Annotated in this window: 22 protein-coding genes; 10 read left to right on the forward strand and 12 right to left on the reverse strand. The window is 63.9% G+C overall.

Annotated elements, in window-relative coordinates; all coding sequences use genetic code 11:
- The 3 genes from V7116_RS05450 to V7116_RS05460 all read left to right on the forward strand — a co-directional run.
- Nucleotides 1-564: response regulator transcription factor (locus V7116_RS05450; RefSeq protein ID WP_324390879.1), on the forward strand; the 564-nt coding region annotated here is incomplete at its 5' end.
- 124 nt (nt 565-688) lie between these two features.
- Nucleotides 689-1585, forward strand: a complete 897-nt coding sequence (locus tag V7116_RS05455) for a S1C family serine protease (protein WP_324390880.1) — start codon at nt 689-691, stop codon at nt 1583-1585.
- Nucleotides 1586-1595: 10 nt separating this feature from the next.
- Nucleotides 1596-2252, forward strand: coding sequence for a S1C family serine protease (locus V7116_RS05460; protein WP_324390881.1), 657 nt, complete (start codon nt 1596-1598; stop codon nt 2250-2252).
- Nucleotides 2253-2377: 125 nt separating this feature from the next.
- On the opposite strand, the gene uxaC is transcribed toward V7116_RS05460, so the two are convergent.
- Nucleotides 2378-3817, reverse strand: a complete 1440-nt coding sequence (gene uxaC / locus V7116_RS05465) for a glucuronate isomerase (RefSeq protein WP_324390882.1) — start codon at nt 3815-3817, stop codon at nt 2378-2380.
- Nucleotides 3818-3927: 110 nt separating this feature from the next.
- Between uxaC and V7116_RS05470 the strand changes: the two genes are divergently transcribed.
- From V7116_RS05470 to V7116_RS05500, 7 genes are all read left to right on the forward strand, one after another.
- Nucleotides 3928-4962, forward strand: coding sequence for a LacI family DNA-binding transcriptional regulator (locus tag V7116_RS05470; protein ID WP_324390883.1), 1035 nt, complete (start codon nt 3928-3930; stop codon nt 4960-4962).
- A 25-nt stretch (nt 4963-4987) separates the two neighbouring features.
- Nucleotides 4988-5806: an SDR family oxidoreductase gene (locus V7116_RS05475; RefSeq protein WP_324390884.1), complete on the forward strand. Its 819-nt coding sequence runs from the start codon at nt 4988-4990 to the stop codon at nt 5804-5806.
- A 1-nt stretch (nt 5807) separates the two neighbouring features.
- On the forward strand, nt 5808-7070 hold the full coding sequence (locus V7116_RS05480; protein ID WP_324390885.1) for a lactate racemase domain-containing protein: 1263 nt from the start codon (nt 5808-5810) through the stop codon (nt 7068-7070).
- 5 nt (nt 7071-7075) lie between these two features.
- Nucleotides 7076-8479, forward strand: coding sequence for an NADP-dependent phosphogluconate dehydrogenase (gndA, locus tag V7116_RS05485; protein WP_324390886.1), 1404 nt, complete (start codon nt 7076-7078; stop codon nt 8477-8479).
- Nucleotides 8480-8676: 197 nt separating this feature from the next.
- On the forward strand, nt 8677-9981 hold the full coding sequence (locus V7116_RS05490) for a diphosphate--fructose-6-phosphate 1-phosphotransferase (protein ID WP_324390887.1): 1305 nt from the start codon (nt 8677-8679) through the stop codon (nt 9979-9981).
- Nucleotides 9978-10883, forward strand: coding sequence for an HAD family hydrolase (locus tag V7116_RS05495; RefSeq protein WP_324390888.1), 906 nt, complete (start codon nt 9978-9980; stop codon nt 10881-10883). Before V7116_RS05490 ends, V7116_RS05495 begins: the two co-directional genes overlap by 4 nt.
- A gap of 10 nt (nt 10884-10893) precedes the next feature.
- The gene (locus V7116_RS05500; protein ID WP_324390889.1) at nt 10894-11790 is read left to right on the forward strand and encodes an NAD(P)-dependent oxidoreductase; all 897 of its coding nucleotides are present in this window, start codon (nt 10894-10896) and stop codon (nt 11788-11790) included.
- A 103-nt stretch (nt 11791-11893) separates the two neighbouring features.
- Here V7116_RS05500 and V7116_RS05505 read toward each other — a convergent pair whose 3' ends face one another.
- From V7116_RS05505 to V7116_RS05555, 11 genes are all read right to left on the reverse strand, one after another.
- On the reverse strand, nt 11894-12364 hold the full coding sequence (locus V7116_RS05505) for a DUF5680 domain-containing protein (RefSeq protein ID WP_324390890.1): 471 nt from the start codon (nt 12362-12364) through the stop codon (nt 11894-11896).
- 3 nt (nt 12365-12367) lie between these two features.
- On the reverse strand, nt 12368-13099 hold the full coding sequence (locus V7116_RS05510; RefSeq protein WP_324390891.1) for a response regulator: 732 nt from the start codon (nt 13097-13099) through the stop codon (nt 12368-12370).
- Nucleotides 13100-13296: 197 nt separating this feature from the next.
- Nucleotides 13297-15252 carry a heavy metal translocating P-type ATPase gene (locus tag V7116_RS05515; protein ID WP_324390892.1) on the reverse strand — a complete coding sequence of 652 codons (1956 nt, stop codon included), beginning with the start codon at nt 15250-15252 and terminating at the stop codon, nt 13297-13299.
- 74 nt (nt 15253-15326) lie between these two features.
- Nucleotides 15327-16124 (reverse strand): TrmB family transcriptional regulator, encoded by a 798-nt coding sequence (locus tag V7116_RS05520; RefSeq protein ID WP_324390893.1) that lies wholly within the window; start codon nt 16122-16124, stop codon nt 15327-15329.
- Nucleotides 16125-16277: 153 nt separating this feature from the next.
- On the reverse strand, nt 16278-17147 hold the full coding sequence (locus V7116_RS05525) for a universal stress protein (RefSeq protein WP_324390894.1): 870 nt from the start codon (nt 17145-17147) through the stop codon (nt 16278-16280).
- A gap of 16 nt (nt 17148-17163) precedes the next feature.
- Nucleotides 17164-17913, reverse strand: coding sequence for an amino acid ABC transporter ATP-binding protein (locus V7116_RS05530; RefSeq protein WP_324390895.1), 750 nt, complete (start codon nt 17911-17913; stop codon nt 17164-17166).
- Between the two features lie 20 nt (nt 17914-17933).
- A complete protein-coding gene (locus V7116_RS05535) occupies nt 17934-19790 on the reverse strand; it encodes an amino acid ABC transporter permease (RefSeq protein WP_324390896.1) in 1857 nt (618 codons plus the stop codon).
- A gap of 1 nt (nt 19791) precedes the next feature.
- Entirely contained in the window at nt 19792-20994 is a 1203-nt protein-coding gene (locus V7116_RS05540) for an amino acid ABC transporter permease (RefSeq protein WP_324390897.1), read from the reverse strand.
- Between the two features lie 205 nt (nt 20995-21199).
- A complete protein-coding gene (locus V7116_RS05545) occupies nt 21200-22261 on the reverse strand; it encodes an amino acid ABC transporter substrate-binding protein (protein WP_324390898.1) in 1062 nt (353 codons plus the stop codon).
- A 231-nt stretch (nt 22262-22492) separates the two neighbouring features.
- Nucleotides 22493-23215 carry an alanyl-tRNA editing protein gene (locus tag V7116_RS05550; protein ID WP_324390899.1) on the reverse strand — a complete coding sequence of 241 codons (723 nt, stop codon included), beginning with the start codon at nt 23213-23215 and terminating at the stop codon, nt 22493-22495.
- Between the two features lie 81 nt (nt 23216-23296).
- Complete coding sequence (locus V7116_RS05555) at nt 23297-23803, reverse strand: DoxX family membrane protein (RefSeq protein ID WP_324390900.1); 507 nt, start codon at nt 23801-23803, stop codon at nt 23297-23299.
- Nucleotides 23804-23889: the final 86 nt, after the last annotated feature.

Raw genomic sequence — 23889 nt, forward strand, 5'->3', positions numbered from 1 at the left:
CTGCTCGGTGACGCGCCGGGCGTCACCGTGGCGGGGCAGAGCGCGGCAGGCGACGACCTGAGCGATCTGGCTGCGCCGTTTGCGCCGGACGTGATCGTGTGGGATCTCGGCTGGGACGCGGAAGCGTCGCTGGCGCGCATGGGCGGCCTGGACGATGCAGGCGTGCCGGTGATCGGATTGCTGTTGAGTGAGGATGCGGCGGCCTCGGCCTGGAACGCAGGCGCGCGTGGGCTGATCCTGCGCCAGACGGAGCCGGATCCGCTCGTCGCGGCGCTGCGGGCGGCGGCGTTGGGATTGGTCGTGCTCGATCCGGCGCTGGCGGAGGCCGCGCTGGTCATGCCCGGCGATTCGCCCGCCGATCCCGGCGCGCTGCTCACCCCGCGCGAGACGGACGTGCTGCGCCTACTGGCCGAAGGGCTGGCGAACAAGGCCATCGCACAGCGGCTGGACATCAGCGAGCACACGGTTAAGTTCCACGTCAACGCGCTGCTGCGCAAGCTCGACGCGCAGAGCCGTACCGAGGCCGTGATCGAAGCTACTCGGCGCGGACTGATTTTGCTGTAACTCCACTCACGCTTTCTCATCCTAGCCAAAAGGATAGGATCACCCTGCCCGGACGGGGGAAGACGTCCGGGCGCGGCGGGCGTATGCTGGAATCATGGACAGGATGTAGCGTGAGGAGTGGACAATGCCCGGTGTATTGCAAGACCTATCGGATGCGATGGCGAACGCCGCCGAGACCGTCGGCCAGAGCATCGTGCGCGTCGAGGGACGCAAGCGGTTGGCGGGGACCGGCGTCGTGTGGTCGGCGGACGGCGTGATCGTCACGGCGCACCACGTGGTGCACAAAGAAAGCGGCATCGAGATCGGCCTGCCCGATGGCTCGATCGCGTCCGCGTCGCTGGTGGGGCGCGATCCGTCCACGGATCTGGCCGTGCTGCGCGCGGAGACGAACAGCCTTACCGCACCAGCGTGGGGCGAGATCGACAGCGTGAAGGTCGGCCAGTTGGTGCTGGCGTTGGGCCGCCCCGGCAAGTTCGTGCAGGCCACACTCGGCGTGGTGAGCGCGCTCGGCCAGGGTTGGCGCACCCCGCCCGGCGGCCAGATCGACCGCTACTTGCAAACCGACGTGCTGATGTATCCCGGTTTTTCCGGTGGGCCGCTGGTCAGCGCGGGCGGTGAGGTGATCGGCCTCAACAGTTCGGCGCTGCTGCGCGGCGTCAGCGTAGCGCTCCCGGTGCCGACCATCCGACGCGTGGTAGAGTCGCTGCTGCAGCACGGACACGTGCGGCGCGGCTACCTGGGCGTCGCAGCGCAGCCGGTCCGCCTGCCGGAAGCGCTGCAAGAGCAGTTGGGGCAGGAGACGGGCGTGCTGCTGGTCTCGGTCGAGGCGGGCGGTGCGGCGGATCAGGCCGGGCTGGCGCTGGGCGACACCATCGTCGCGCTCGACGGCCAGCCGGTGCGTCACATGGACGATCTGCTGAACCTGCTGACGGGCGAGCGCATCGGTGTCAGCGTGCCGGTGAAGATCGCGCGCGGCGGGCAGCTTCAAGATATGGCTGTGACGGTTGGTGAGCACGCCTGAGGGGGCGACTATGAGTGACATCGTGCGGCAGCTCGACGACGAGCTGGCCGGGATCGTTGCAGCGGTGCGGCTTTGTCTGGTGCAGGTGCGCTACCGCGACCGCAGCCTGGGTGCGGGCACGATCTGGCACGCGGACGGGCTGATCGTCACCAACGCGCACGTCGCGCAGCGCGGCGGCCTGACCGTTACGCTGCCGGACGGGCAGACCCTTCCGGCGCGGCTGCTGGCGCGCGATCCCGACTGCGACCTTGCGGCGCTGTCCGTGGAGGCGCACGACCTGCCCGCGATCCCGCTGGGCGACTCGCGCACGCTGTGTCCTGGCGACTGGGTGATGGCGCTCGGCCATCCCTGGGGCGCACTCGGTGCGGTGACGGCGGGTATCGTGGTCGGCATGGGCGCGGACTGGCCGGAGATACTGCCCGGTCGCAATGACTGGCTGGTGGCGAGCCTGCACTTGCGCCCCGGCCACTCCGGCGGTCCCCTGGTGGACGCGCAGGGAAAGTTAGTCGGAATCAATACGTTGATGAACGGCCCCGACGCGGGCGTGGCGATCCCGGTGCACGTCGCGGCGCGCTTTCTGAAGGACGCGCTCGACGACGAGCGCCGCCGCGCTCAACCGGAAGCGCACGTGCAGGCGGCGGGCGATCCCGGTCCGCGATACATCTAAATTGGCCCGCTTGTAGGGACGTATAGCTATACGTCCCTACAAGACCATACGACACGCCCCGATCCCAGGAAAAAGATGGGATCGGGGCGCGTTGTTGTTTTGGGCTAATTGCTGACGGCTAACCGCTATTTGCTGCTTGCGAACCGATACGTCTCTTTCGCCAGCCCATAGGCCGTGGCGTGGGCCATTGCGTCGGCGTCTGCGCGGGTGACGATGCCGCGCGCGACCAAACCCGCGATCCAGTTGACGCTGGCCCGCCGCCACAAATCGTGCCGCGCCGGGATCGACGGGAAGGCGCGCGTGTCGTCGTTGAAGCCCGCCGTGTTGTACAGCCCCGCTGTCTCTACGATGCGCTCGAAGTAGTACTCCATGCCATTCAGGCTGTCGAAGAACCACCACGGCGGCCCGATGCGCAGCACGGGGTAGTGCCCGGCCAGCGGAGCCAGCTCGCGCGAATACGTCGATTCGTCCAGGGTGAAGATCACCAGCCGGAAGCGCGGATCGGTGCCGTAGGTATTCAGCAGCGGCTGCAGTTCGCGAGTGAAAGTGGTGTGCAGCGGGATGTCCGCGCCCTTGTCGCGCCCAAATCGTGCCGCCACGTCGCGGTTGTGGTCGCGCAGCGAGCCGATGTGCATCTGCATCACCAATCCGTCCTCGGCGCTCATGCGCGCCATCTCCATCAGCATGTGCGCCGTGAAGCGCGCCGCGTCGTTGTCCGTATCCTCCTCGCCGCGCAATGCGCGCTGGAAGATCGCGTCGGCTTCGCGCTCGGAGAGGCGTGCTGTGTGCGCCGTTTGCGCCGCGTGATCCGTCGCCTGCGCGCCCATGTCCTTGAAGAAAGCGCGACGCTGTTCCAACGCCTGGATGAAGTGCGCGTAATCTGTGACGGCGATGCCGCTGACGTTGCTCAGCAGATCGATCTGGTCGCGCCAGCCGGGGCTGCCCAGGTTCACCACGGCGTCGGGGCGGAAGGTGGGCCGGATGTCGCCGCGCCAGCCGGAGTCACGGATCGCGCGGTGGTGCTCCAGCGTATCGGTCGCAGCGTCGGTGGTGCACAACACCTCGATGTTGAACTGCTCGAACAGCGGGCGTGGGCTGAACTCCGGCGACTTCAGCCGCGCGTCGATCTGGTCATAGATCGCCTGCGCGTTGTCGCCGGTCAGCGGCTCGTCGATGCCGAACAGATCGTGAAATTCCTGCTTGAGCCACTGGCTGGTCGGTGTAGCCCGGAACAGGTAAAAGTGTTCGGCGAAGATCTGCCAGATTTTGCGGTGATCCTGCTCGGTGGGGCCGCCGTCGATACGCGGCACGCCGAGCGCTTCCAGCGAGACGCCGCGCGAGTACAACATGCGGAACACGTAGTGGTCGGGGATGATGAAGAACTCCGACGGCGATCCGAAGCTCGCGTCGGGGTCGGAAAACAGGCGCGGCTCGACGTGCCCGTGCGGGCAGATCAGCGGCAGGTCGCGCACCTGCGCGTACAGGCCCAGCGCGATGTCCTTCTGGCGCGCGTCGGGGCCGAAGTAGCGGTCGTCAGGCAAATAGTCTTGAGAAGCTGCGGTCATCGTGTGCTCCTTAACCTGAATTATCTTGACAAACCCCCTGGGGTTGGTGTTTACTGTAATCGATTACACTATACCATAAAATGTTACGGTTAGAGCGATTAGAGAGCCAAATGCCCGCCAAAATGCAAGACGTCGCCCGGTTGGCCGGGGTCTCCACGGCCACCGTTTCCCGCGCACTCAACACGCCGGAGCTGGTCAGCACAGAGACGCACCAACGCGTGATGGCGGCCATCCACGAGCTGGACTACAAGATCAATCTGGCGGCCCGCAACCTGCGCACCAACCGCACCGGCACCCTCGCGATCGTGATCCCCACCATCGCCGATCCGGTCATCAACCGCGCCGTGGAAGCCGTCGAAGACGCGGCCATCGAGCACGGCATGACGCTGCTGATGTGCAGTACGCGCGGCGAGGCGGCGCGGGAGCAGGCGTACATCCGGCTGCTGACGCAGCAGACCGTGGTGGACGGTGTGCTGTACATTTCGCCGCGCGCCGCGCCGGAGGATGTGCTGCGGCTGGCGCACGGCGACGCGCCTCTGGTGCTGTGCAACTACGTCATGGACGACGCGCGCACGCCGAGCGTGCTGGTCGATCACGTCAGTTCGATCTATCAGGCGACGCGTCATCTGCTGGCGCTGGGACACCGGCGCATCGCGCTGCTGAGCCTCGACGCGCCGTACTACACCCCGGCGCGGATGCGGCGCGAGGGCTTCGAGCGGGCGTTCGCGGAAGTGGACGCTGCGCCCGATCCGGCGCTGATCGCGGAGATCCACCAGCCGACCTACGCCAATGACGAGTGGCAGGCAACGATCCGCGACCTGCTCGACCGTGCCAATCCGCCCACGGCAGTCGTGGCGTTCAATGACGAGGTTGCTTTACAGGTGTACGCCGTGTGCCGAGAGCGGGGTATTCGCATCCCGCACGATCTGTCGGTGACGGGCTGCGACGACAGCGTGTCGGGCCGTTACGTGGACCCGCCGCTGACCACGGTGCGCGTGCCCGCCTACGAATTGGGGCAGGTGGCGGTCCGGCAGCTGCTGCGGCGCATCGAACAGCCGCGCGCCCGTCTGCCGCGCACGACGCTGCTGGACGTGGCGCTGGTGACGCGTGGCTCCTGCGCCGCGCTACACGATAATCTGGTTTGACGCACACAGGAAAAGAGTTGACGACATGGCTTCCATCCTCGACCTGTTCGACCTGACCGGCAAGACCGCCGTCGTGACCGGCGGCTGCGGCGTGCTGTGCTCGGCCATCGCGCAAGGGCTGGCGAGCGCCGGGGCGCGCGTCGTGCTGCTGGACCGCGACACGGAGCGCCTGCCGAACTGCGCGGGTATGATTCCCGGCGAAACGCTCGGCCTGTACGCGGACGTGCTCGACGCCGGGATGCTGGAAGGCGTGGCGGACGAGATCGAGGAACGCGCCGGGACGATTGACATCCTGGTCAACTGCGCGGGCGGCAACCGCGCCGCCGCGACGACCGGCGAAGGCCGCACCTTCTTCGACCTGCCGCCGGACGCGCTGCGCGCCGTGATCGACCTGAACCTGATGGGCACGCTCATCCCGTCGCAGGTGTTTGGGCGGCACATGGCCGAGCGCGGCGAGGGCGTGATCCTCAACGTCTCGTCAATGAACGCTTTCCGTCCGCTGACGCGCATCGCCGGGTACAGCGCGGCGAAGGCGGCGGTCAGCAACTTCACGCAGTGGCTGGCGGTGCATCTCGCGCAGGAATACGGCGCGGGGCTGCGCGTCAACGCCATCGCGCCCGGCTTTTTCATGACCCAACAAAACAAGTTTCTGCTGACTGACGAGGCGACCGGCGCGCTCACCGAGCGGGGTCGCCAGATTCTCGACCACACGCCTGCGGGGCGCTTCGGCGCGCCGGAGGATCTGCTCGGCGCGGTACTGTGGCTCGTCTCGCCCGCGTCCGCATTCGTAACCGGCGTGGTGGTTCCCATCGACGGCGGCTTTAGCGCCTTTTCGGGGGTGTAACATGCTCGATAGCCAGGCATCCGTGCCGCAGGGCACGCTCGACGACGAAACGATCCGCCAGACGATCGCGCAGGGCCTCGCGGGGCACTTCACCGGGCAGCGCGTGCTGGTGTTGGTCCCCGACCACACCCGCACGATCCCGCTGCCGCAGTTGTTCCCGCTGCTGGTCGAGGCGCTGCACGACGCAAAGCACGTCGATTTTATGGTGGCGCTCGGCACGCACCTGCCGCTCGACGACGCGTCGCTGTGCAGGCTGGTCGGCATCACGCCGGAGCAGCGCGCCACGACCTACCGTAACATGGGCCTATTTAACCACGCCTGGAGCGATCCCGGCGCGCTGGTGCAGATCGGCACGATTACACGCGATCAGGTGCAGGACATCGCCGGGGACGTGTGGCACCCGTCGCTGGGCGGCGACGTACCGGTGCGCCTCAACCGCGCCGCGCTGGAAGCCGACCGCGTGCTGATCGTCGGGCCGACCTTCCCGCACGAGGTGGTCGGTTTTTCCGGCGGGGCGAAGTACCTGTTCCCCGGCATTTCCGGCCCGGAGATGATCAACGTCACGCACTGGCTGGGCGCGCTGATCACGATCATGGAGATGATCGGCATGGAGCAGACGCCGGTGCGCGCCATGATCCATGCGGCGGCGGACTGCCTGACCACGCCCGTGACGCTGTGCGCGCTGGTGGTGGAAGGCGGCGGGCTGGCCGGGATGTTTATCGGGCCAATGTACGAGGCGTACGCCGCCGCCGCGCGGCTGTCGTCGCAGCGGCACATCATCTGGGTGGACAAGCCCTTCAAGCGCGTGCTGTCGCATGCGCCTGCCATGTACGACGAGCTGTGGACCGGGGCAAAGGCGATGTACAAGCTCGAACCGGCTATCGCGGATGGCGGCGAGGTGATCGTGCATGCGCCGCACCTGGATACGGTCAGTCTGGTGCACGGCAAGTATCTGTATCAGGTGGGCTACCACGTGCGCGACTATTTCCTCAAGCAGTGGGATCGCTTCGGTGACGTGCCGCTGGGCGTGCTGGCACACAGCACGCATCTGAAGGGCGCGGGCACGTTCGAGAACGGCGTCGAGCGTCCGCGCATTCAGGTGACGCTGGCGTCACGCATCTCGCCGGAGGACTGCGCGACGTTGAATCTCGGTTACGCCGATCCGGCGGAGTTCGACGTGGCGGCGTGGCAAAATCGTGAAGATGAAGGCATTCTATACGTGCCCAAAGCGGGCGAGTTCCTGTACCGGCTCAAGGAAGGATAGCGGAAATGGGCGAGTATGCCATTGGCATGGTCGGGCTGGGCGTCATGGGCGCGAATCTGGCCCGTAATTTTGTGAGCAAGGGCTTCAGCGTGGCCGGATACGATCTCGCGGCGGAGAAGCGCGAGGCGTTCGACCGGTACGCGAGCGAAGGTGATCTGAAGAGTTTCGCGGACGTGCAGGACTTCCTCGGCGCGCTCGAACAGCCGCGCCGGATCATCCTGCTCGTGCCGTCGTCGGTGGTGGATGAGGCGATCGGCTCGCTCAAGCCGATGCTGAACGAGGGCGACCTGCTGATCGATCTGGGCAATAGCTTCTTCGGCGACACAGAACGGCGCGCGGTGGCGCTGGAGGATGCGGGCTACTACTTCATCGGCAGCGGTGTGTCCGGCGGGGAGAAAGGCGCGCTGCGCGGGCCATCGATCATGCCCGGTGGCCACCGCGAGGCGTATGCGCTGATCGCCCCGGCCTTCGAGGCCATTGCCGCCAAGGTGGACGGTGATCCGTGCGTGACGTACATCGGGCCGCGCGGCGCGGGGCACTACGTGAAGATGGTCCACAACGGCATCGAGTACGGCATCATGCAGCTCATTGCGGAGGCGTACGACCTGCTCAAGCGCGGCGTGGACGCCAGCGCTGACGAACTGGCGGCGGCTTTCCGCGCCTGGAACCATGCCGAGCTGAACTCGTACCTCGTGCAGATCACGGGCGAAATCTTCGCGCGGCGCGATCCCGACACGGGCACGCCGCTGGTGGATATCATCCTCGACGAGGCCCAGCAGAAGGGCACCGGCAAGTGGACCAGCCAGAACGCGCTGGACCTGGGTGTGCCGACGCACACAATCAACGCGGCGGTCGAGGGGCGCATCATCTCCGGCCTGAAGGCGGAGCGCATCGAGGCGGCGAAGGTGTTCGGCGGGCCAAAGGGCGGCTACTCCGGCGACCGGGGCGAGTTTTTCGAGCAGGTGCGGGACGCGCTGTACGTCTCGATGCTGATCTCCTACGCGCAGGGCATTGCGCTGATGCAGGCGGCCAGCAAGGATTACGACTACGACCTGGACATCGCGGACATCGCGCGCATCTGGCGCGGCGGCTGCATCATCCGCGCCGGACTGCTGGAAGACGTCCGTAAGGTGTACACCGCGCAGCCCGATCTGCCGAATCTGCTGTTGGCGTCGCCGTTCAAAGAAGCGGTCGAAGCGCGGCAGGCCGATTGGCGCGCCGTGATCCAGGCGGCGGTTGGCATGGGCGTGCCCGTACCCGGCATGGCCGCGTCGCTGGCGTACTTCGACGCGTACCGCAGCGCGCGCCTTCCCGCCAATCTGACCCAGGCGCAGCGCGACTTCTTCGGTTCGCACACCTATCGCCGCCTGGACCGCGACGGCGTGTTCCACACGGAGTGGGAAGCGTAAGGGCGGACGGCAAATTTAACGATTCTCGCAGGGGCAATTCATGAATTGCCCCTACACAGAACATCATGGTAAAGGGGCGAAAAACGGGCGGAGCAAGCCCCGCCCCTACGCAACTCAACATTTGAGGGCGGCAATGATCCGTCCGACAGGAACCAAGAGAATATTCGCTTTGAGGGGAGCATAAAGGAAGAACGCGCATGTCTGGACCGAAGAATGTCATCGTCGCCCAATCGGGCGGGCCGTCGCCCGTGATCAACAGCTCGCTGCGCGGCGTGATCGAAGCGTGCCGCGCGCAGCCGGACGTGTTCGGCACGGTTTACGGCGGCTGGCACGGCATCGAGGGCGTACTGAAAGAGGAATTGCTCGATCTGTCCGCGCAGGATCCGCAGGAAGTCGCGCTGCTGCGCACGACGCCTGCCGCCGGATCGATCGGCACGTGCCGCTATAAGCTCAAAGCGGGCCAGGAAGAGGACTTCGAGCGCGTCATCGACGTGATGAAGGCACACGACGTCGGCTACTTCTTCTACATCGGCGGCAACGACTCGATGGACACGGCCAACAAGGTCGCGCAGTTGGCCGCGCGGCGCGGTCTGGACCTGATCGCGGTTGGCGTGCCCAAGACCATCGACAACGACGTGGGCGACAGCGCCTTCAAGCTGATCGACCATACGCCCGGCTACGGTAGTGTGGCGCGTTACTGGGCTCTGGCGCTGCAAAACCTCAACGAAGAAAACGCGGGGTCCAGCCCGGCGGACCCGGTGATGGTCGCGCAGGCGATGGGTCGCAAGATCGGCTTCATCCCCGCTGCCGCGCGTCTGGCCGATCCGGGGCGCGAGTGGCCGATGCTAATCGCGCTGACCGAATCCGGCGTGTCGCTGGCGGAGCTGGCCGATCGCGTCAACGACTTGCTGCGCCGCGAAGGCCGCGCGCTGGTCGTGGTGAGCGAGGGCTTCGACGTGGGCGATATCGGCGCGCGCAAGGACAGCTTTGGGCACACCGAGTTTGGCGCGAGCGAAGTGCAGGCCGCGCAGGCCGTGATCAACTACCTGAATGGGGTAGGACTGCCTGTGCCCGGCGGGGCGCGGGCCAACATCCCCGGCACGGATCAGCGCCACGCCATGATCTACGCCTCGACGGTGGATCTGGACGAAGCGTATCACGTGGGCTGCAAGGCGGTCGAGATCGCGGCCAGCGGCGCGAACGGCTTCATGGCGACCATTCTGCGCGCGCCGGGATCGATCTACACCGTGACGTTCGACAAGGTGCCGCTGGAGCAGGTCGCCAATTCCGAGCGCAGCTTCCCGGCGAACTGGATCGCGTCGGATCGCCTGGACGTGACCGACGACTTCGTGGCCTACGCCCGCCCGCTGATTGGCGACGACTGGCCCGCGATTCCGGTGGTGGATGGCCGCCAGCGCTTCGCGCGCTTCGAGCGAATCTTCGCGCCGCAAACGTTGCCCGCCTACGTGCCGCAGACCTATCGCAAGGAGACGGTGAAATGAGCGATTCAGCCCAGCCCCTGCGCGACCTCGCCCCGCAGCACGCGTTTTTCATCGGCATCGATTCGGACGGCTGCGCGTTCGACACGATGGAACTGAAGCACAAGGAGTGCTTCGCACCCAACACGATCAAGCACTGGGGTTTGCAGCCCGTCTCGAAGTATGCGCGCGATGCAGCCCTGTTTGTGAACCTGTATTCCAAGTGGCGCGGCATCAATCGTTGGCCCGCGCTGGTGATGGTGCTCGACCTGCTGCGCGAGCGCGACGAGGTGATCCGGCGCGGTGTGACGATTCCCCAGGCGGACAGCCTGCGCGCTTTCATCGCTCAGGAGAAATACCCGCACAGCGACAGCGGCCTGCGCGCCTACATGGCGGAGCATCCCGGCGACCCGGACCTGGAGCGCGGGCTGGCCTGGACGACGGCCATCAACGACGCCGTGGCGGACATGGTCGTCGGCGTGTCGCCGTTTCCGTTCGTGCGCGAAAGCCTGATCGACATGCAGAACAAAGCCGATATGATCGTCGTCTCCGCGACGCCTAACCGGGCGCTGGAGCAGGAATGGAACGAGCACGGCATCGCGCAGTACATGCGCATGATCGCCGGGCAGGAATACGGCAGCAAGACGGTGTGCCTTGGCGCGGCGGCGGCAGGACGCTACGATCCCGACAAGATCCTGATGATCGGGGACGCGCCGGGCGACATGAAAGCCGCCAAAGCCAACGGCGCGCTGTTCTACCCGGTCAATCCGGGGGACGAGGAACGCTCGTGGGAACGTTTCTATAATGAGGCAATGGGCCGCTTCTTTGACTGCGCCTACGCGGGCGAGTACGAAGCGGCGTTGATCCGTGAGTTCGAGACGTATCTGCCTGACACGCCGCCGTGGAAGCGCGGCGCGGCAGGTTAGGGGGCATTTCATGGCAAAAGTAGGCTATATCGGCCTGGGCCTGATGGGGTCCGGCATCGCGCGCAACCTGATGAAAGCCGGGCATACGCTGGTGGTGCACAACCGCAGCCGCGCCATCGTGGACGAGTTCGCGGCGGAAGGCGCGATTCCGGCGACGTCCCCGCGCGAGGTGGCGGAACAGGTGGAATTCGTGTTCACCAATCTGCCCGACTCGCCCGACGTGGAACTGGTCGCGATGGGGCCGGATGGCATCGTCGAGGGCGCGCACGCGGGCCTGATCTTCATCGACAACAGCACGATCAAGCCGGAGACGGCGCGGCGCATCGCGGAGACGCTGGCCGAAAAGGGCGTGCAGGCGCTGGACGCGCCGGTCAGCGGCGGCGACATCGGCGCGCGCAACGGCACGCTGAGCGTCATGGTCGGCGGGCCGCAGGACGCCTTCGACCGGGCGCTGCCGCTGTTCGAGGCGATGGGCAAGACCATCACTCGCGTCGGTAACAGCGGTGCGGGACAGATCGCCAAAGTCGCCAACCAGATCGTCGTCGCCGGGACGATGGTCGCCATGTGCGAGGCGCTGGTCATGGCGCAGAAGTCCGGCGTGGACCCGGAACGCGTCGTGCAGGCCATCAGCGGCGGGGCGGCGCAATGCTGGGCGCTGGACAAGAAGCCGCCCAAGATCTTCAAGCGCGACCTGGGGCCGGGCTTCAAGGCGTACATGCAGGCCAAGGACCTGAAGATCGTGGTCGATACGGGGCGCACGTATGGCGTGCCGCTGCCGCTGACCGGCATCAGCCACCAGCTCTACGAGGCGATGGTGGCGATGGGCAATGGTGAACTGGACAACAGCGCTGTGATCACCGTGCTCGAAGCGCTGGCAGGCGTGCAGGTGGGCAGGGCGGACGACTAGCGGCGCATCGAATTCGGCTGAACGCGACAGCGGGCGGCTCAGACGAGTCGCCCGCTGTTTTACGCCCACCCCGCGTGAGCGTCCTGGTAAAACCCTGCACCGGCTAGGGGATGATTTCCCCGCCGTGGTACAGCAGATAGTAGACGAGCGTGTCGCCCTGGGTGATCGTCTCCTTGCCCTGGAAGGCGCGGAAATCGCCCTCGTTTTCGTCCAGGTAGCGCAGATCGCCCCGGACGTGCTCGAAGCCGCCCAGGAAGCGGTTCTCGTCGTAGAGCGCGGTCAGGCTCGCCATGATCATCTGGCCCGCACCCGCTGATGACAGCAGATCCGGGCGCAGCAGGTAGCCGAAGTAATTCATGCTCCACACAGGCTCGTCGCGGTAATACACGACTTCCTGCCCGCTGAAGTTGCTGCCGCCGAAGTAGCTGTCGTGATAGGCCCAGTCACCCTCGCGGAACTGTAGATCGTGCGAGCCGAGGCGGTAGGGCAGCAGCTTCGCCCCGCCGCCCGCATACGTGGCGCACTTGGCGGACACGATGAACCGTTCAAAAATAGGGCCGAGCGCGGCGTCCATGCCCTAGAGCACGCTTTCTTTCTGACGCTTGATCATCACGTCACGCAGGATCTGGCGCAGCTCTTCCGGTTCGGGCAGCGGCTTGTAGATCAGCTTGTCGGCCTTAGAAGTTGCCAGGACGTCCCGTTCTTCCTGGGGCGAGAGGGAGTATGCGGTCATAAGCACGATCGCTGAGTTGTTGAGGAGCGGGCTCCGGCGCATGCGGGCTGCGACCTCCGGCCCGGAAACGCCCGGCAGCCGGATATCAATCAGCGCGACGGGCGGCACGCTCGCCACGTTGACGTCGTTTTCGAGGTCTTCGATCCACCTGACAGCGTCCGTGCCGTCGGTGAATGCGATGGGATCGATACTCCAGATTTCGAGCAGCACCATCAACGTGTCGTAGAGATCGGGGTCGTCTTCGACGATAATGCACGCGCTATCAGCGGCGAGGTCGTAGTGCGGCTCGGAGGCCGTTTCGGGGGACGAGTCAGCGCGATAGGACGGTGTGACCGCGGCCAGCACTGCTTCCTGCATGACGGGATCGGTTGGTGTGCTGCGCGTCTCCTCGTTGGAACGCACAATCGACAGCCACAGCGGCACAAGTACAATCAGGTTGCCAATCGCCCCGGCCACCGCCCCGACGAATACGCCCGGCAGCGGGTTACGCTGCTTTTTGGCATAGAGGATGGACGTAACGAGCGCACCCCCGACTGCCCCAGTAAGGACCCAGATCAGCAGGATTTGTAATGCCATAAGCCTCTCTCACAGCCAAGGGCGATTTGGCGCAGCGTCACGGAAACAGGCCGCGCATAGTTGCCAGTGTAGATGGCGTTATTCTAGTATAAAGTGGGCATAAAAGAAACAATCTCGCGCGGGTAGTAGACACGATGAGCACCCTGCGGTAAGAGGGGGGCAGGGTGCTCAAATGCGCTGTTGCGCGGGGGATAACGCTAATCGGCGCGCCCGGTCAGCAGGCGCAAACCGTTCAGCACAACGATCACCGTGCTGCCTTCGTGCCCCAGAACACCCAACGGCAGCGGCAGCTCTATGACGAACGCGCTGATCAACAGGATGACGATCACCGACAGCGCGAAAATGATGTTTTCCCAGACGACCCGGCGCGCGCGGCGGCTCAGGCGGATGGCGTAGGGGATCGCCTCAAGATGATCGCCCATCAGCACCACGTCCGCCGTTTCGAGCGCGACGTCGGTTCCTGCCGCGCCCATAGCGATGCCGACCGTCGCAGCGGCCAGTGCGGGCGCGTCGTTTACGCCATCGCCCACCATCGCTACCGGGCCGAACTCATTTTCCAGCGTGGTCATCATCGCGGCCTTATCGCCGGGCATCAGCTCCGCGCGGACTTCATCCACCCCCGCCATTTGGGCGATGCGCTGGCCGACGCTGACGTTATCGCCGGTCAGCATGACGACGCGTTTCACTCCAGCGCGATGCAAGTCCTGCACGATTCGCGCGGACTGCGCGCGGATCTGGTCTGCGACGGCCAACAGGCCCATCCACTCGCCGCCGTAGCAGACGAACAGCACGGTCTTGGCCTCGGTATGCAGCCGGTCGTGCACCGCCATCAGTTCGGCGGGCGGCTCACCGGCGCATTCGGCAATGTACTTCAAGCGGCCCACCCGCACCAGCGTATCGCCCAGAAAGCCGTTGACGCCCTGCCCGGTGACGGCCTCGAAATCCTCGACTTCGGCCAGCGTCAGCCCGCGCTTTTCGGCGGCTTCGCGCACGGCGCGCGACAGTGGGTGCTCGGACCGGGCTTCGACTGCGCCCGCCGCGTGGAGCAGTTCTTCCTCCGTGTGACCGTTGAAGGCGAACACGTCCGTGACCGCTGGACGGCCTTCGGTCAGCGTGCCGGTTTTGTCGAATGCGACCACCTGAATCGTGCCCATTTGTTCCAGGTGCGCGCCGCCCTTGAAGATGACGCCCCGGCGCGCGCCCGCTGCGATCGCGCTGAGGAATGCCGCCGGGACCGAAATGACCAGCGCGCACGGCGACGCGACGACCAGCACGACCATCGCACGGTAGAAGCTGTCGTCGAAGGTCCAGCCCAGCAGCAGCCAGCAGATCAGCAGCACGAGCGTCGATCCGGCGATGACGGCCATCGCGTAATACTGTTCGAAGTCGTCCAGGAAGCGCTGCGTGGGCGCCTTGCGCGACTGCGCTTCTTCGACCATCTGGATGATGCGCGATAGGGTCGATTGGGATGCAAGCTGCGTCACCCGCACGTCGAGCGCGCCCTGCTGGTTGAGCGTGCCCGCGAACACGGGATCGCCCACGCGCTTTTCGACCGGCATCGACTCGCCGGTAATGGTCGATTGGTCGATGCTCGACTGGCCGTTGGTGATCGTACCGTCCACCGGGATGCGTTCGCCGGGCTGGATCAGCACGATTTCGCCCAGCGCGATCTCGCTGATCGGCACGATCTCGGTCTGGCCGTTGCGCTGGACTTTCGCATCCTCGGGGTACAGCTCGAACAATGCGCGGATCGCCTGACGGCTGCGGCCCATCGCGTAATCTTGCAGCACGTTGCTCAGCGAGAACAGGAACAGCAGCATCGCGCCATCGCGCCACTGGCCAACGAGGGCCGCGCCCGCCGCCGCCACGATCATTAGGAAGTCGATATCCAGCATTTTCTGGCGCAGACTCGCCCAGCTTGTCTGTACGCCATAAAAGCCGCCCGCGAAATAGGCGATCGCACCCAGGACATCATTAGGCCAGTGGGGCAGGCCAGCCCATTTGACGATCAGGCTGAGCAGGATTGCGACCAGTGTAACGACGACCAACGCGGGTTCGAGCGTTTTACGTTCAAGCCACCGGCTGAGCGACAGCGTGCCGGTCTGCGGTGTTGACACGTTTTGCGTGCGAGAAAGTGTGGCCGAATCGCCCATGTTAACCTCGATGTTTGACACTCAGGATGTGATGGGCCGCTCTCAAACGGGAGCGGGTAAACGGCACTGGCGGCCTAGCGGCCTCTGCCGACGGCCTCGAAGACTTCACGGTCTGCCGGATCGAGCCGGTCGAGCAGATCGGTCCCGATCTGGCTGAAGATGCGGTGCGCGAAGAGTTCCATCCACACGAACTGGCGGCCAATCTGCACCATGTTGTCGTTGGTCGTTACCGTCGCGGTGCAGTCGGGCTGCGCGCTGGCAATCAGCACTTCCTGTTCGTCCACCACCACGACCAGGCTGTCCGCAAGCTTGTGAAGTTTGCTTTCGGTGGGCGGATGGTAGGCCACCTGGCCGACATCGAGCGTGCCTTCCCCGGTGAGCAGGACACCCAATGACACGCCGCGTTGGTGCGCCGCGATCACGTGAGCCCCCAGCGCATCCAGGTGCGCGTCCGCCAGCACGAGCATGGCTTCTTGTTCGGCGTTGTCCAGCATATTCGCCGCGTAGCTCAGCACCGGACTCTCACCGGAAAACGTCCATAGATACCCTTCGTCTCGCCGGATATACAGTGACTCCAGCCCGGTGCGCAGCGCCTGCATACGCCGCTCGTGCTCCATCGACAGCCGGTCGAGCATGATTCCCGGCGGCATCGGGCGATAGAGCGTCGCTTTCGCTTCTTCGGTCTTCAGCACCACGCCGCGCGCGTCGAGACGCCCCAGCGCCTCGTACACCATCGATCGCGGGATGCCTGCCGCTTTACTGAGCTGGTAGCCGGTTGCCGGGTGATCTTTGAGCAGGGCGAGAAACACTTTGGCTTCATATTCGGTGAAGCCAATTGCGTCCAGGTCTTCCAATAAATGCAGTTCAGCCATCTTAGTGGTTTGCCTCCGAACTAGTAGTTTGATTATAAACTACTAAAATGCGGATAGCAAGCATTTGATGGGATAAGTTTCTTACAAAATGGCTTCAGGATTCCGGGCTGTAAAACGCATGCCGGGCGGCTGGATCGCCACCCGGCCTTGATGTCAGTCGGGGCGGACGAGGGTGACGGGGCAGCGCAGGTTCTTACTCACTTTTTGGGCGACGCTGCCGAACAGCCAGCGCGAGATCCCGGTGCGGCCATGCGTGGACATGACGATCATGGTGACGCCTTCTTCGTTGCGCACGAAGTCGCTGATCGCCTGGGCCGGGTTGTTGCTGCGGATGATCCGTTCTTCGGCGCGCAGCCCTTCATGGCGCAGCATGTTGCGCAGCGCCACGAGCTGATCGTGCATCTGGTCGTAGGTCTGATCCGCGATCTGCTGCTGCCCGGCGAGTGAGATCTGTCCTTCGTATTCGCCCACCGGGGATTGGTACACGTGCAGCAAGACGACCTCGGCGTTGTGCGCACGGGCCAGTTCCGTAGCGGGACCGATCGCGGTCTCCGACCAGCCCGAGCCGTCGAGCGGCACCACGATCTTGTGATACACAGGCTGCACCAGCATGATCGGAACGGGACTCGTCATCAGCGCGGTTTCGAACTGGCTGCCGAACAGCCAGCGCATCATCGGTTGGTGACCCTGGGTTGACATCACCACGACGCTGATATGTTCCGATTCGACGAACTGGAACAGGCTTTCGGACAGGTTGCGGCTTTCGAGCATCACGTCGCGCACGCGCAGTCCGTCGGCGCGAAGCTGGTTGCGCAGGTCGATCACGCTGGCTTTGGCCTGCTCGATCTGCTCGGCGTCGTCCGATTCGCTGACCAGCGCAGGCAAAAATTCCAGGTAGAGCAAAACCAGCTCGGCATCGTGACGGCGCGCAAGATCGACCGCGTAGGGCACGGCAAATTCCGCCGTCTCGGACCCGTCCAGCGGAACGAGGATGCGTTGGTACGCTAACGAGGCAACCGGCATTGCGCGCTCCTGGCTCCTATAGAATTTGCGACAGGAATAACTTGGTGCGTTCGTGCTGCGGGTTGGTGAAGAAATGCTCCGGCGTGCCGATTTCCACGATGCGCCCCTCGTCGAAGAACACGATGCGATCGGCAACTTCGCGCGCGAAGCTCATTTCATGCGTGACGACGAGCATCGTCATGCCGCTCTGCGCCAGCTCTTTCATGACGTCCAGCACTTCCTTGATCATTTCCGGGTCCAGCGCAGACGTCGGCTCGTCGAACAGCATGATCTTGGGCTGCATTGCCAGCGCCCGCGCGATGGCGACGCGCTGCTGCTGCCCGCCCGACAACTGGCCGGGATATTTGCGCGCCTGCTCGGGAATGCCCACGCGGTCGAGCAGTTGCAGTGCGACCTGATCGGTTACGCGGCGCGGCTGGCGGCGTACATAACGCGGGGCCAGCGTCACATTTTGCATCACAGTCAGGTGCGGGAACAGGTTAAACTGCTGGAAGACCATGCCGATCTCGCTGCGGATGGCGGCGATGTTGCGCACGTCGTGGCTCAGCTCGATGCCGTCCACGATGATCGTGCCTTCCTGGTGTTCTTCGAGACGGTTAATGCAGCGGATGAAGGTCGATTTGCCCGAACCCGACGGCCCGATGATCACGACCACTTCTTGCGGCTGGACGGTCAGTTCCACGTCTTTCAGCACGTGGAAGTTGCCGAACCATTTGTTGACGCTGCGACAGACGATAATCGGCTCGCTTGAAGGGGTTTCTGCCATGCTCATGGGTCCTTAACTGGTTAGCGCATCTTACGTACGCTGCCCGCGCCGGAGGCTTCCAGGCGGTAGCTCACGCCGGACATCGCGTAGCTGATGACAAAGTAGATAATGGCGATAAAGATATACGCCTCACGCTGATAGGGGCGGTAGATCGGCTGTCCGCTTACTATAGTATCCACGATCCCGACCAGTTCAAACAAGCCCACAACCGCGACCAGCGACGTATCTTTAAACAGGCTGATGAACTGCCCGACCAGCGCCGGGATCACCGCGCGCAGCGCCTGCGGCAGCACGATTAGAGTCGTGGTCAGCATGGGGTTCATGCCCAACGCGCGCGCCGCCTCAAGCTGGCCCTTCGGGATGATCTGTAAGCCGCCGCGCACGTTTTCCGCCACGTAGGCCGCCGAGAACAACGTTACACCGATCATCATACGCACGGTGAGGTCGATGTTTGCCAATCCGGACCAGAAGAACGGCACGATCAGCTTGGCCATGAACAGGATCGTGATCAGCGGAACGCCGCGCACCATCTCGATGAACAGCGTGCAGGTCCACTTGATCGCGGGCAGATCGCTGCGCCGCCCAAGCGCGAGCGCCACACCCAGCGGGAACGACGCCACGATGCCCACGATGGTCAGCAGCAGCGTGAGCAGCAGACCGCCCCAGTTGGCGGGCGGTACGGACGGCAGAAAGTGCGACCCGGGAATCCCAGCCAGGACGAGATAAATCGCCACCGGGGAGATCGCCCACGCAATCAGGGCCAGCCGCCGTACGGGCTGCTCGCGTTTTCCCAGGTGGCCGATGGTCCAGCCGTTGAAGAACAACAGCGCGGCAATGACCGCGGGTAGCGCCAGCTTATTGAAGAAAGGCGCGACCTGCAGGCTGATGAACTCTGCGAAGGTGCGCGTGCCCTCGAACCGGAATGCGTCTTCTTCCGCGAACAGCACGCGATCCCCGCCCGGCGGCGGTCCATATTCATCGATGCGCGCCGTCTGGTCGTCCTGCGCGCTGGAGAACAACTCCACGCCCTTAATGCGCAGCCACGCATAGCCCGCGTTCGTATCGTTTGCTTCGTCGTCGCGCGTGACCTCAAGCTCGTACCAGCCGGTTTTCGCCAGCGTCACCGTCTGCGATCCGCCCGGGTTGTCCGGAGTAGACGAGACCTGCGCGGGCTCGCCATCGGCGCTGACCGGTGCTTCGGCGGCATCCAGCAGCCGCACCGACAGCACGAGGTTATAGTTGCTCGGGTCCAGCTCGCCGCTCGTGATGGCGCGCGACTGCGTAGACCACTCCGTGCGCGATTTCTGTTCGATGAAACCGAGCGGGATTCCGGCGTCGCTTGGCGAGGTCAGCGGCTCGACGCCGAAGGTGATCTCGTCACCTTCCTGGCCCAGAAACGTGACGTTTGACGGTGTGCGTTCCGGCTCGATCAGTACGTAGGCGGACGGTTCGGGAATGGTCGCGCCGATCAGCGGGACCAGCAGGATCACCGCAACCGTCACGACGACGCCGAGGAACGCGCCGCGCGTGATCGCGCCCCAGATGCCGATCGAAAGGCCAGACAGGAAAAGCAGAATCGCCGCCGTGATCTGGATGCGCCAGATCTCGTCCCGATTGTAGAACCCCGCCATGATCACGCGCAGGTTGTTGAACACCACGCTCCACTGCGCGCTGCGAATCGCCCACGAGAAGAACGCCCACAGCAGCGCCCCAACGACCACCGCCGTGAGGAGTGTGGCGAGCGTGTTGGTCACGCTGCTGAATAAATTCTGTTTGGCCCATCCCAGCGGCCCAACCGTTGTGATTGGCGGGCGGCGGCTCGGCGGCGGCGTGGACGGGGCCACGTAGAAGTCGGAGTCGGAATAGGATCCCCGCATGTCAACGCTCCCTGAGCCGCATGAAATAGTTGACCGAATTCATGACCAGCGAAATGATGAGACTGATCGTCAGGTAAATTGCCATCATCGCCGCGAACAGCGTAACTGACTGGCCGGTCTGGTTGGCGATGACGTTGGCGATGTTGTAGGTGTCGAAGAAGCCGATGGCGATACCCAGGCTGGAGTTCTTCGCCAGATTCAGGTACTGGTTGCCCAGCGGCGGGATGATCAGGCGCAGCGCCTGGGGCAGCACGATCAGCCGCAGCGTTTGCGACTGGGTGAAACCGGAAGCGCGTGCTGCTTCGATTTGGCCGTAAGGCACGGCCTGGATGCCCGCGCGCACGATGTCTGCAATGAACGCGGCGGTGTACAACACCAGCCCAATCGTCAGGGCGAGGTACTCCGCCGAGAGACGATCGCCGCCGGAGAAGTTGAAGCCCTTCAGTTCCGGCGACTGGACCGAGAGCGGCCCGCCCGACAGCAGCCAGCCGATCGCGCCACCGACCAGCAGGCTGGGAATGAACCAGTACAGCACGTTGGCGGGATGGCCGGTGCGTTCCTGCACGCGCAGCCGCCAGATCCACAGGCCAATGCCGATCGCTAATCCCGCTGCCAGCCCGATCCATAAAATAGTGACCGAGTCCGTGCCGCGAATCAGCGGGAAGTTCACCGCGCGCCGGTTGAGATAGATCGAGCCGGGCAGCTCGATCGAGTCGCGCAGGGTCTCAGGCAGCACCAGTCGCATGCCGCGATAAATGAAGTAGAGCTGCACCAGCAGAGGCGTGTTGCGGAAAATCTCGATATATACGCTCGACACGCTGCGAATCAGGGCATTAGTCGCCAGCCGCCCGACGCCGACCAGAATGCCCAGAATCGTCGCGCCCACCAGACCGATGCTGATAACCCGCAGCGTGTTTTTGACGCCCGCCCACAGCGCCTGCAAGTTGGACGACTCGCCCGGGTTGAAGTCCATCTGGCCTTCGGAGATCTGCGTGCCGAAAGGGCGGGTGAGGATGCCGAAGTCGATGGGCAGATTACTGCGCTCAAGGCCGGTGACGAGGTTGTTGAGGAGCGCGTAAAAGAACACGACGACCAGCACGACGAAGGCGATTTGCAGGAAAATTTGAATGACCCGGATATCTCGCCAGAAGGGAACCGGAGCGTGGGCAGACGGCGTGAGCCGTGAAGGAGTTCGTTCAGCCATGGCTTACCCCACGGAATAATAGAAGCCGCAGGCGAGGATCACAGGCATGTCTATCCCAACCCAAAATCTCAGCGCAAAACAAAGTGTGACCAGTTTCTAAACAGCCAGAAAAATTATTGGACTGAACCGGTGATCCGCAGGGGTGCAGCGTGCACACCCCTGCGGCAGACCCCGGACGGTCGGGGCATTTCAGTCGAGATGGTGATTAGCGCCAGGGCGGCGAGTACATCAGGCCGCCGTCGGTCCACAGGGCATTCTGCCCGCGCGACAGGCCAAGGTCGCTGTCGGGACCAACATTGCGGTCGAAGATTTCACCGTAGTTACCAACGGCAGTGATCACGTTTACCACGAAATCGTTGTCCAGGCCGACCAGCGATCCGGTCGCGGCGTCGCCCTGACCGAGGAAACGCTGAATGCCTTCGTTGTCGGAGGACAGGAAGTCACCCACGTTTTCCGAGCTGATGCCGAATTCTTCGGCCTGGATGGTCGCGTAGACGGTCCAGTTGATGACGTCGCCCCACTGCGAATCACCGGCGAGGTAAGCCGGGCCGAGCGGTTCCTTGGAGATCACGTCTTCGAGGAGGATCATCGAGCCGGGATCGCTCGCGTTGGAGCGCAGACCCGCCAGCTGGCTGCGGTCAGAGGTCAGAACGTCGCAGCGGCCTTCTTCAAAGGCGGCGATGGTTTCGCTCGACTGCTCGAAGGGCACCAGCTCGTATTCCAGCCCGCGCGATTCCATTGCTTCGGTGATGTTCAGTTCGGTCGTCGTGCCCGTCAACGTGCAGATGGACGCGCCGTTCAGGTCATCGATCGAGGACACGCCCGCGTCCGCGCGGACCATGAGGCCCTGGCCGTCGTAGAACGTGGTCGGTCCGAAGTCGAGGCCCAGCTCGGTATCGCGCGAGAAGGTCTCGGTGGTGTTGCGGAACAGCACGTCCACCTGGCCGGTCTGAACGGCGGTGAAGCGTTCCTGCGCTGTCAACTGCACAAAATTGACATTCTGGTCGGTGACTTCACCGAAGATGGCAGCCGCCACCGCGCGGCAGAAGTCGGCGTCAAAGCCTTCCATAACATTTGTGTCGGGGTTGAGCGCGGCAAAACCGGGGAGCTGACCGTTCACGCCGCAGTTCAAAACACCCCGATCGAGAACTTCTTGCAGCTTGCCGCTCGCGCCGTCTTGTGCGAACGAGACAGCAGGGAAACTAAAGGCAGCAATGAGGGCAAAGGTGAGGACAGCGAGTAAAACTGCACGGGAGAAGCGTTTCATATTTGGGAGTCTCCTCATAGGTGCGTCTTGCGATGGCCGGTGCGACAGGTACACGAAATTCGGGGCGTGCAAACCTCCTCTCGACTTTTGTGATAATTGTTCTTACTCTACAGTATAATATATCGTATATTAATCAGGTTCAGAGTCCGATGTCAAAATGTTTGTATAAAAGCGATAAATTTGGAGTGTGCCGGGCCAGCTGATTGTGGCCCGGCCTGTGGGATCGGGGACTTACACGTCTAGCTGAACGTAAATACGCTTGTTGATCTTCCCCTTGCTCTTGTAGTCGGTGACATGAATCCGGCCTACCTCAGACGTATTGCGCACGTGCGTGCCGCCGTCCGCTTGCAAGTCCAGCCCCATGATTTCCACCACGCGCACCTGCTCGATGCCTTCCGGCAGCAGGTTGATCTTGGTGCGGATCAGGTCGGGAATGGCGAACGCCTCGGCGCGCGGCAGAATCTTCACCTGCACGTCGCGCGCGTTTTGCACTTCGGCATTGATCGCCGCTTCGATGGCTTCCACCAGCTCGCGGTGCATCGTCTCGAACTCGAAGTCCATCCGCCCCTGCAGCGGGTCCATGTCGCCGCCCGTCACCAGCGCGCCGTAATCGCGGAACACGGTCCCGCACAGGATGTGCATGGCGGTGTGCGTGCGCATCAGCTTGTAGCGCCGCTCCCAATCGATCGTGCCCTCGATCCGATCGCCAGGGAAGGGCAGCGAGCTGTTCGCGTCGATGATGTGCAGCACGTCCGCGCCCGCCTTTTTGGCCCGGCTGACGGGATAGGTCGCGGCTCCGGCGCGCAGCGTGCCGCAGTCGTAGGGTTGGCCGCCGCCGCCAGGATAAAACGCCGTGCGGTCGAGGATGACAGCGTGGTTGGCCTCGTCGATGGCAGTCACCACAGCCTGAAAAGTTTGGAGATAGCTGTCGGTCTGGTAGAGCAAATCGGTCATAAGAACATCCTCTCGTCAGTGGTAAGGACGCGTTAGGTGCATTATAACCCTGACTTTTGATGCGGCGCTTGCCGTACGCCTTTAGGGTCTGCCGATCTCGTCGTCCGGTTCGGGCTCCGGGTCCAGGCCACCGCCGCGCGCCGTGCCGCCGAGCACGATTCCCGCGCCGACGAGCACCAGATTTTTGATGATGTACTGTCCTTCAAGCGTCAGGGCATACGGAAAATGCGTCCAGACCGCGTCCGGCTTGATGACCAGGGGCAGCGCCGTGCCGGGCATTTGCAGAAACAACAGCAGCAGCGTGATCCGCATGAATTTGCCGGCGATCAGCCCCAGGCCGATCGCCATTTCCCACAGCGCGAGAACCGGGATGAACCAGTTGGGATCGACGAAATAGGTTGTTTCGCGCACGAGATCTTCGGCGGGGCTGAGATCGGGGAACAGCTTCAGCGCGCCGAACCACAGGAACACGACGCCCAGGCTCAGGCGCATGATGCGCAGGCCATGCCGCGCCATCCAGAACGTGATGCGGCGGTCAAGGTGGTCGAATCTCGCTTCCAGCTTGGCACGACTCAGGTCAAGGTCCATCGAAGCTCCTCAAACTCTACGGTTCCACTCGTGATCATTTTCACAGCTCGGAATATTTATATAAAATATCATAAAAATACAAAGGG

The organism is Aggregatilinea sp. (assembly GCF_036822615.1).
In the GTDB taxonomy this organism is placed as follows: Bacteria; Chloroflexota; Anaerolineae; order Aggregatilineales; family Aggregatilineaceae; genus Aggregatilinea.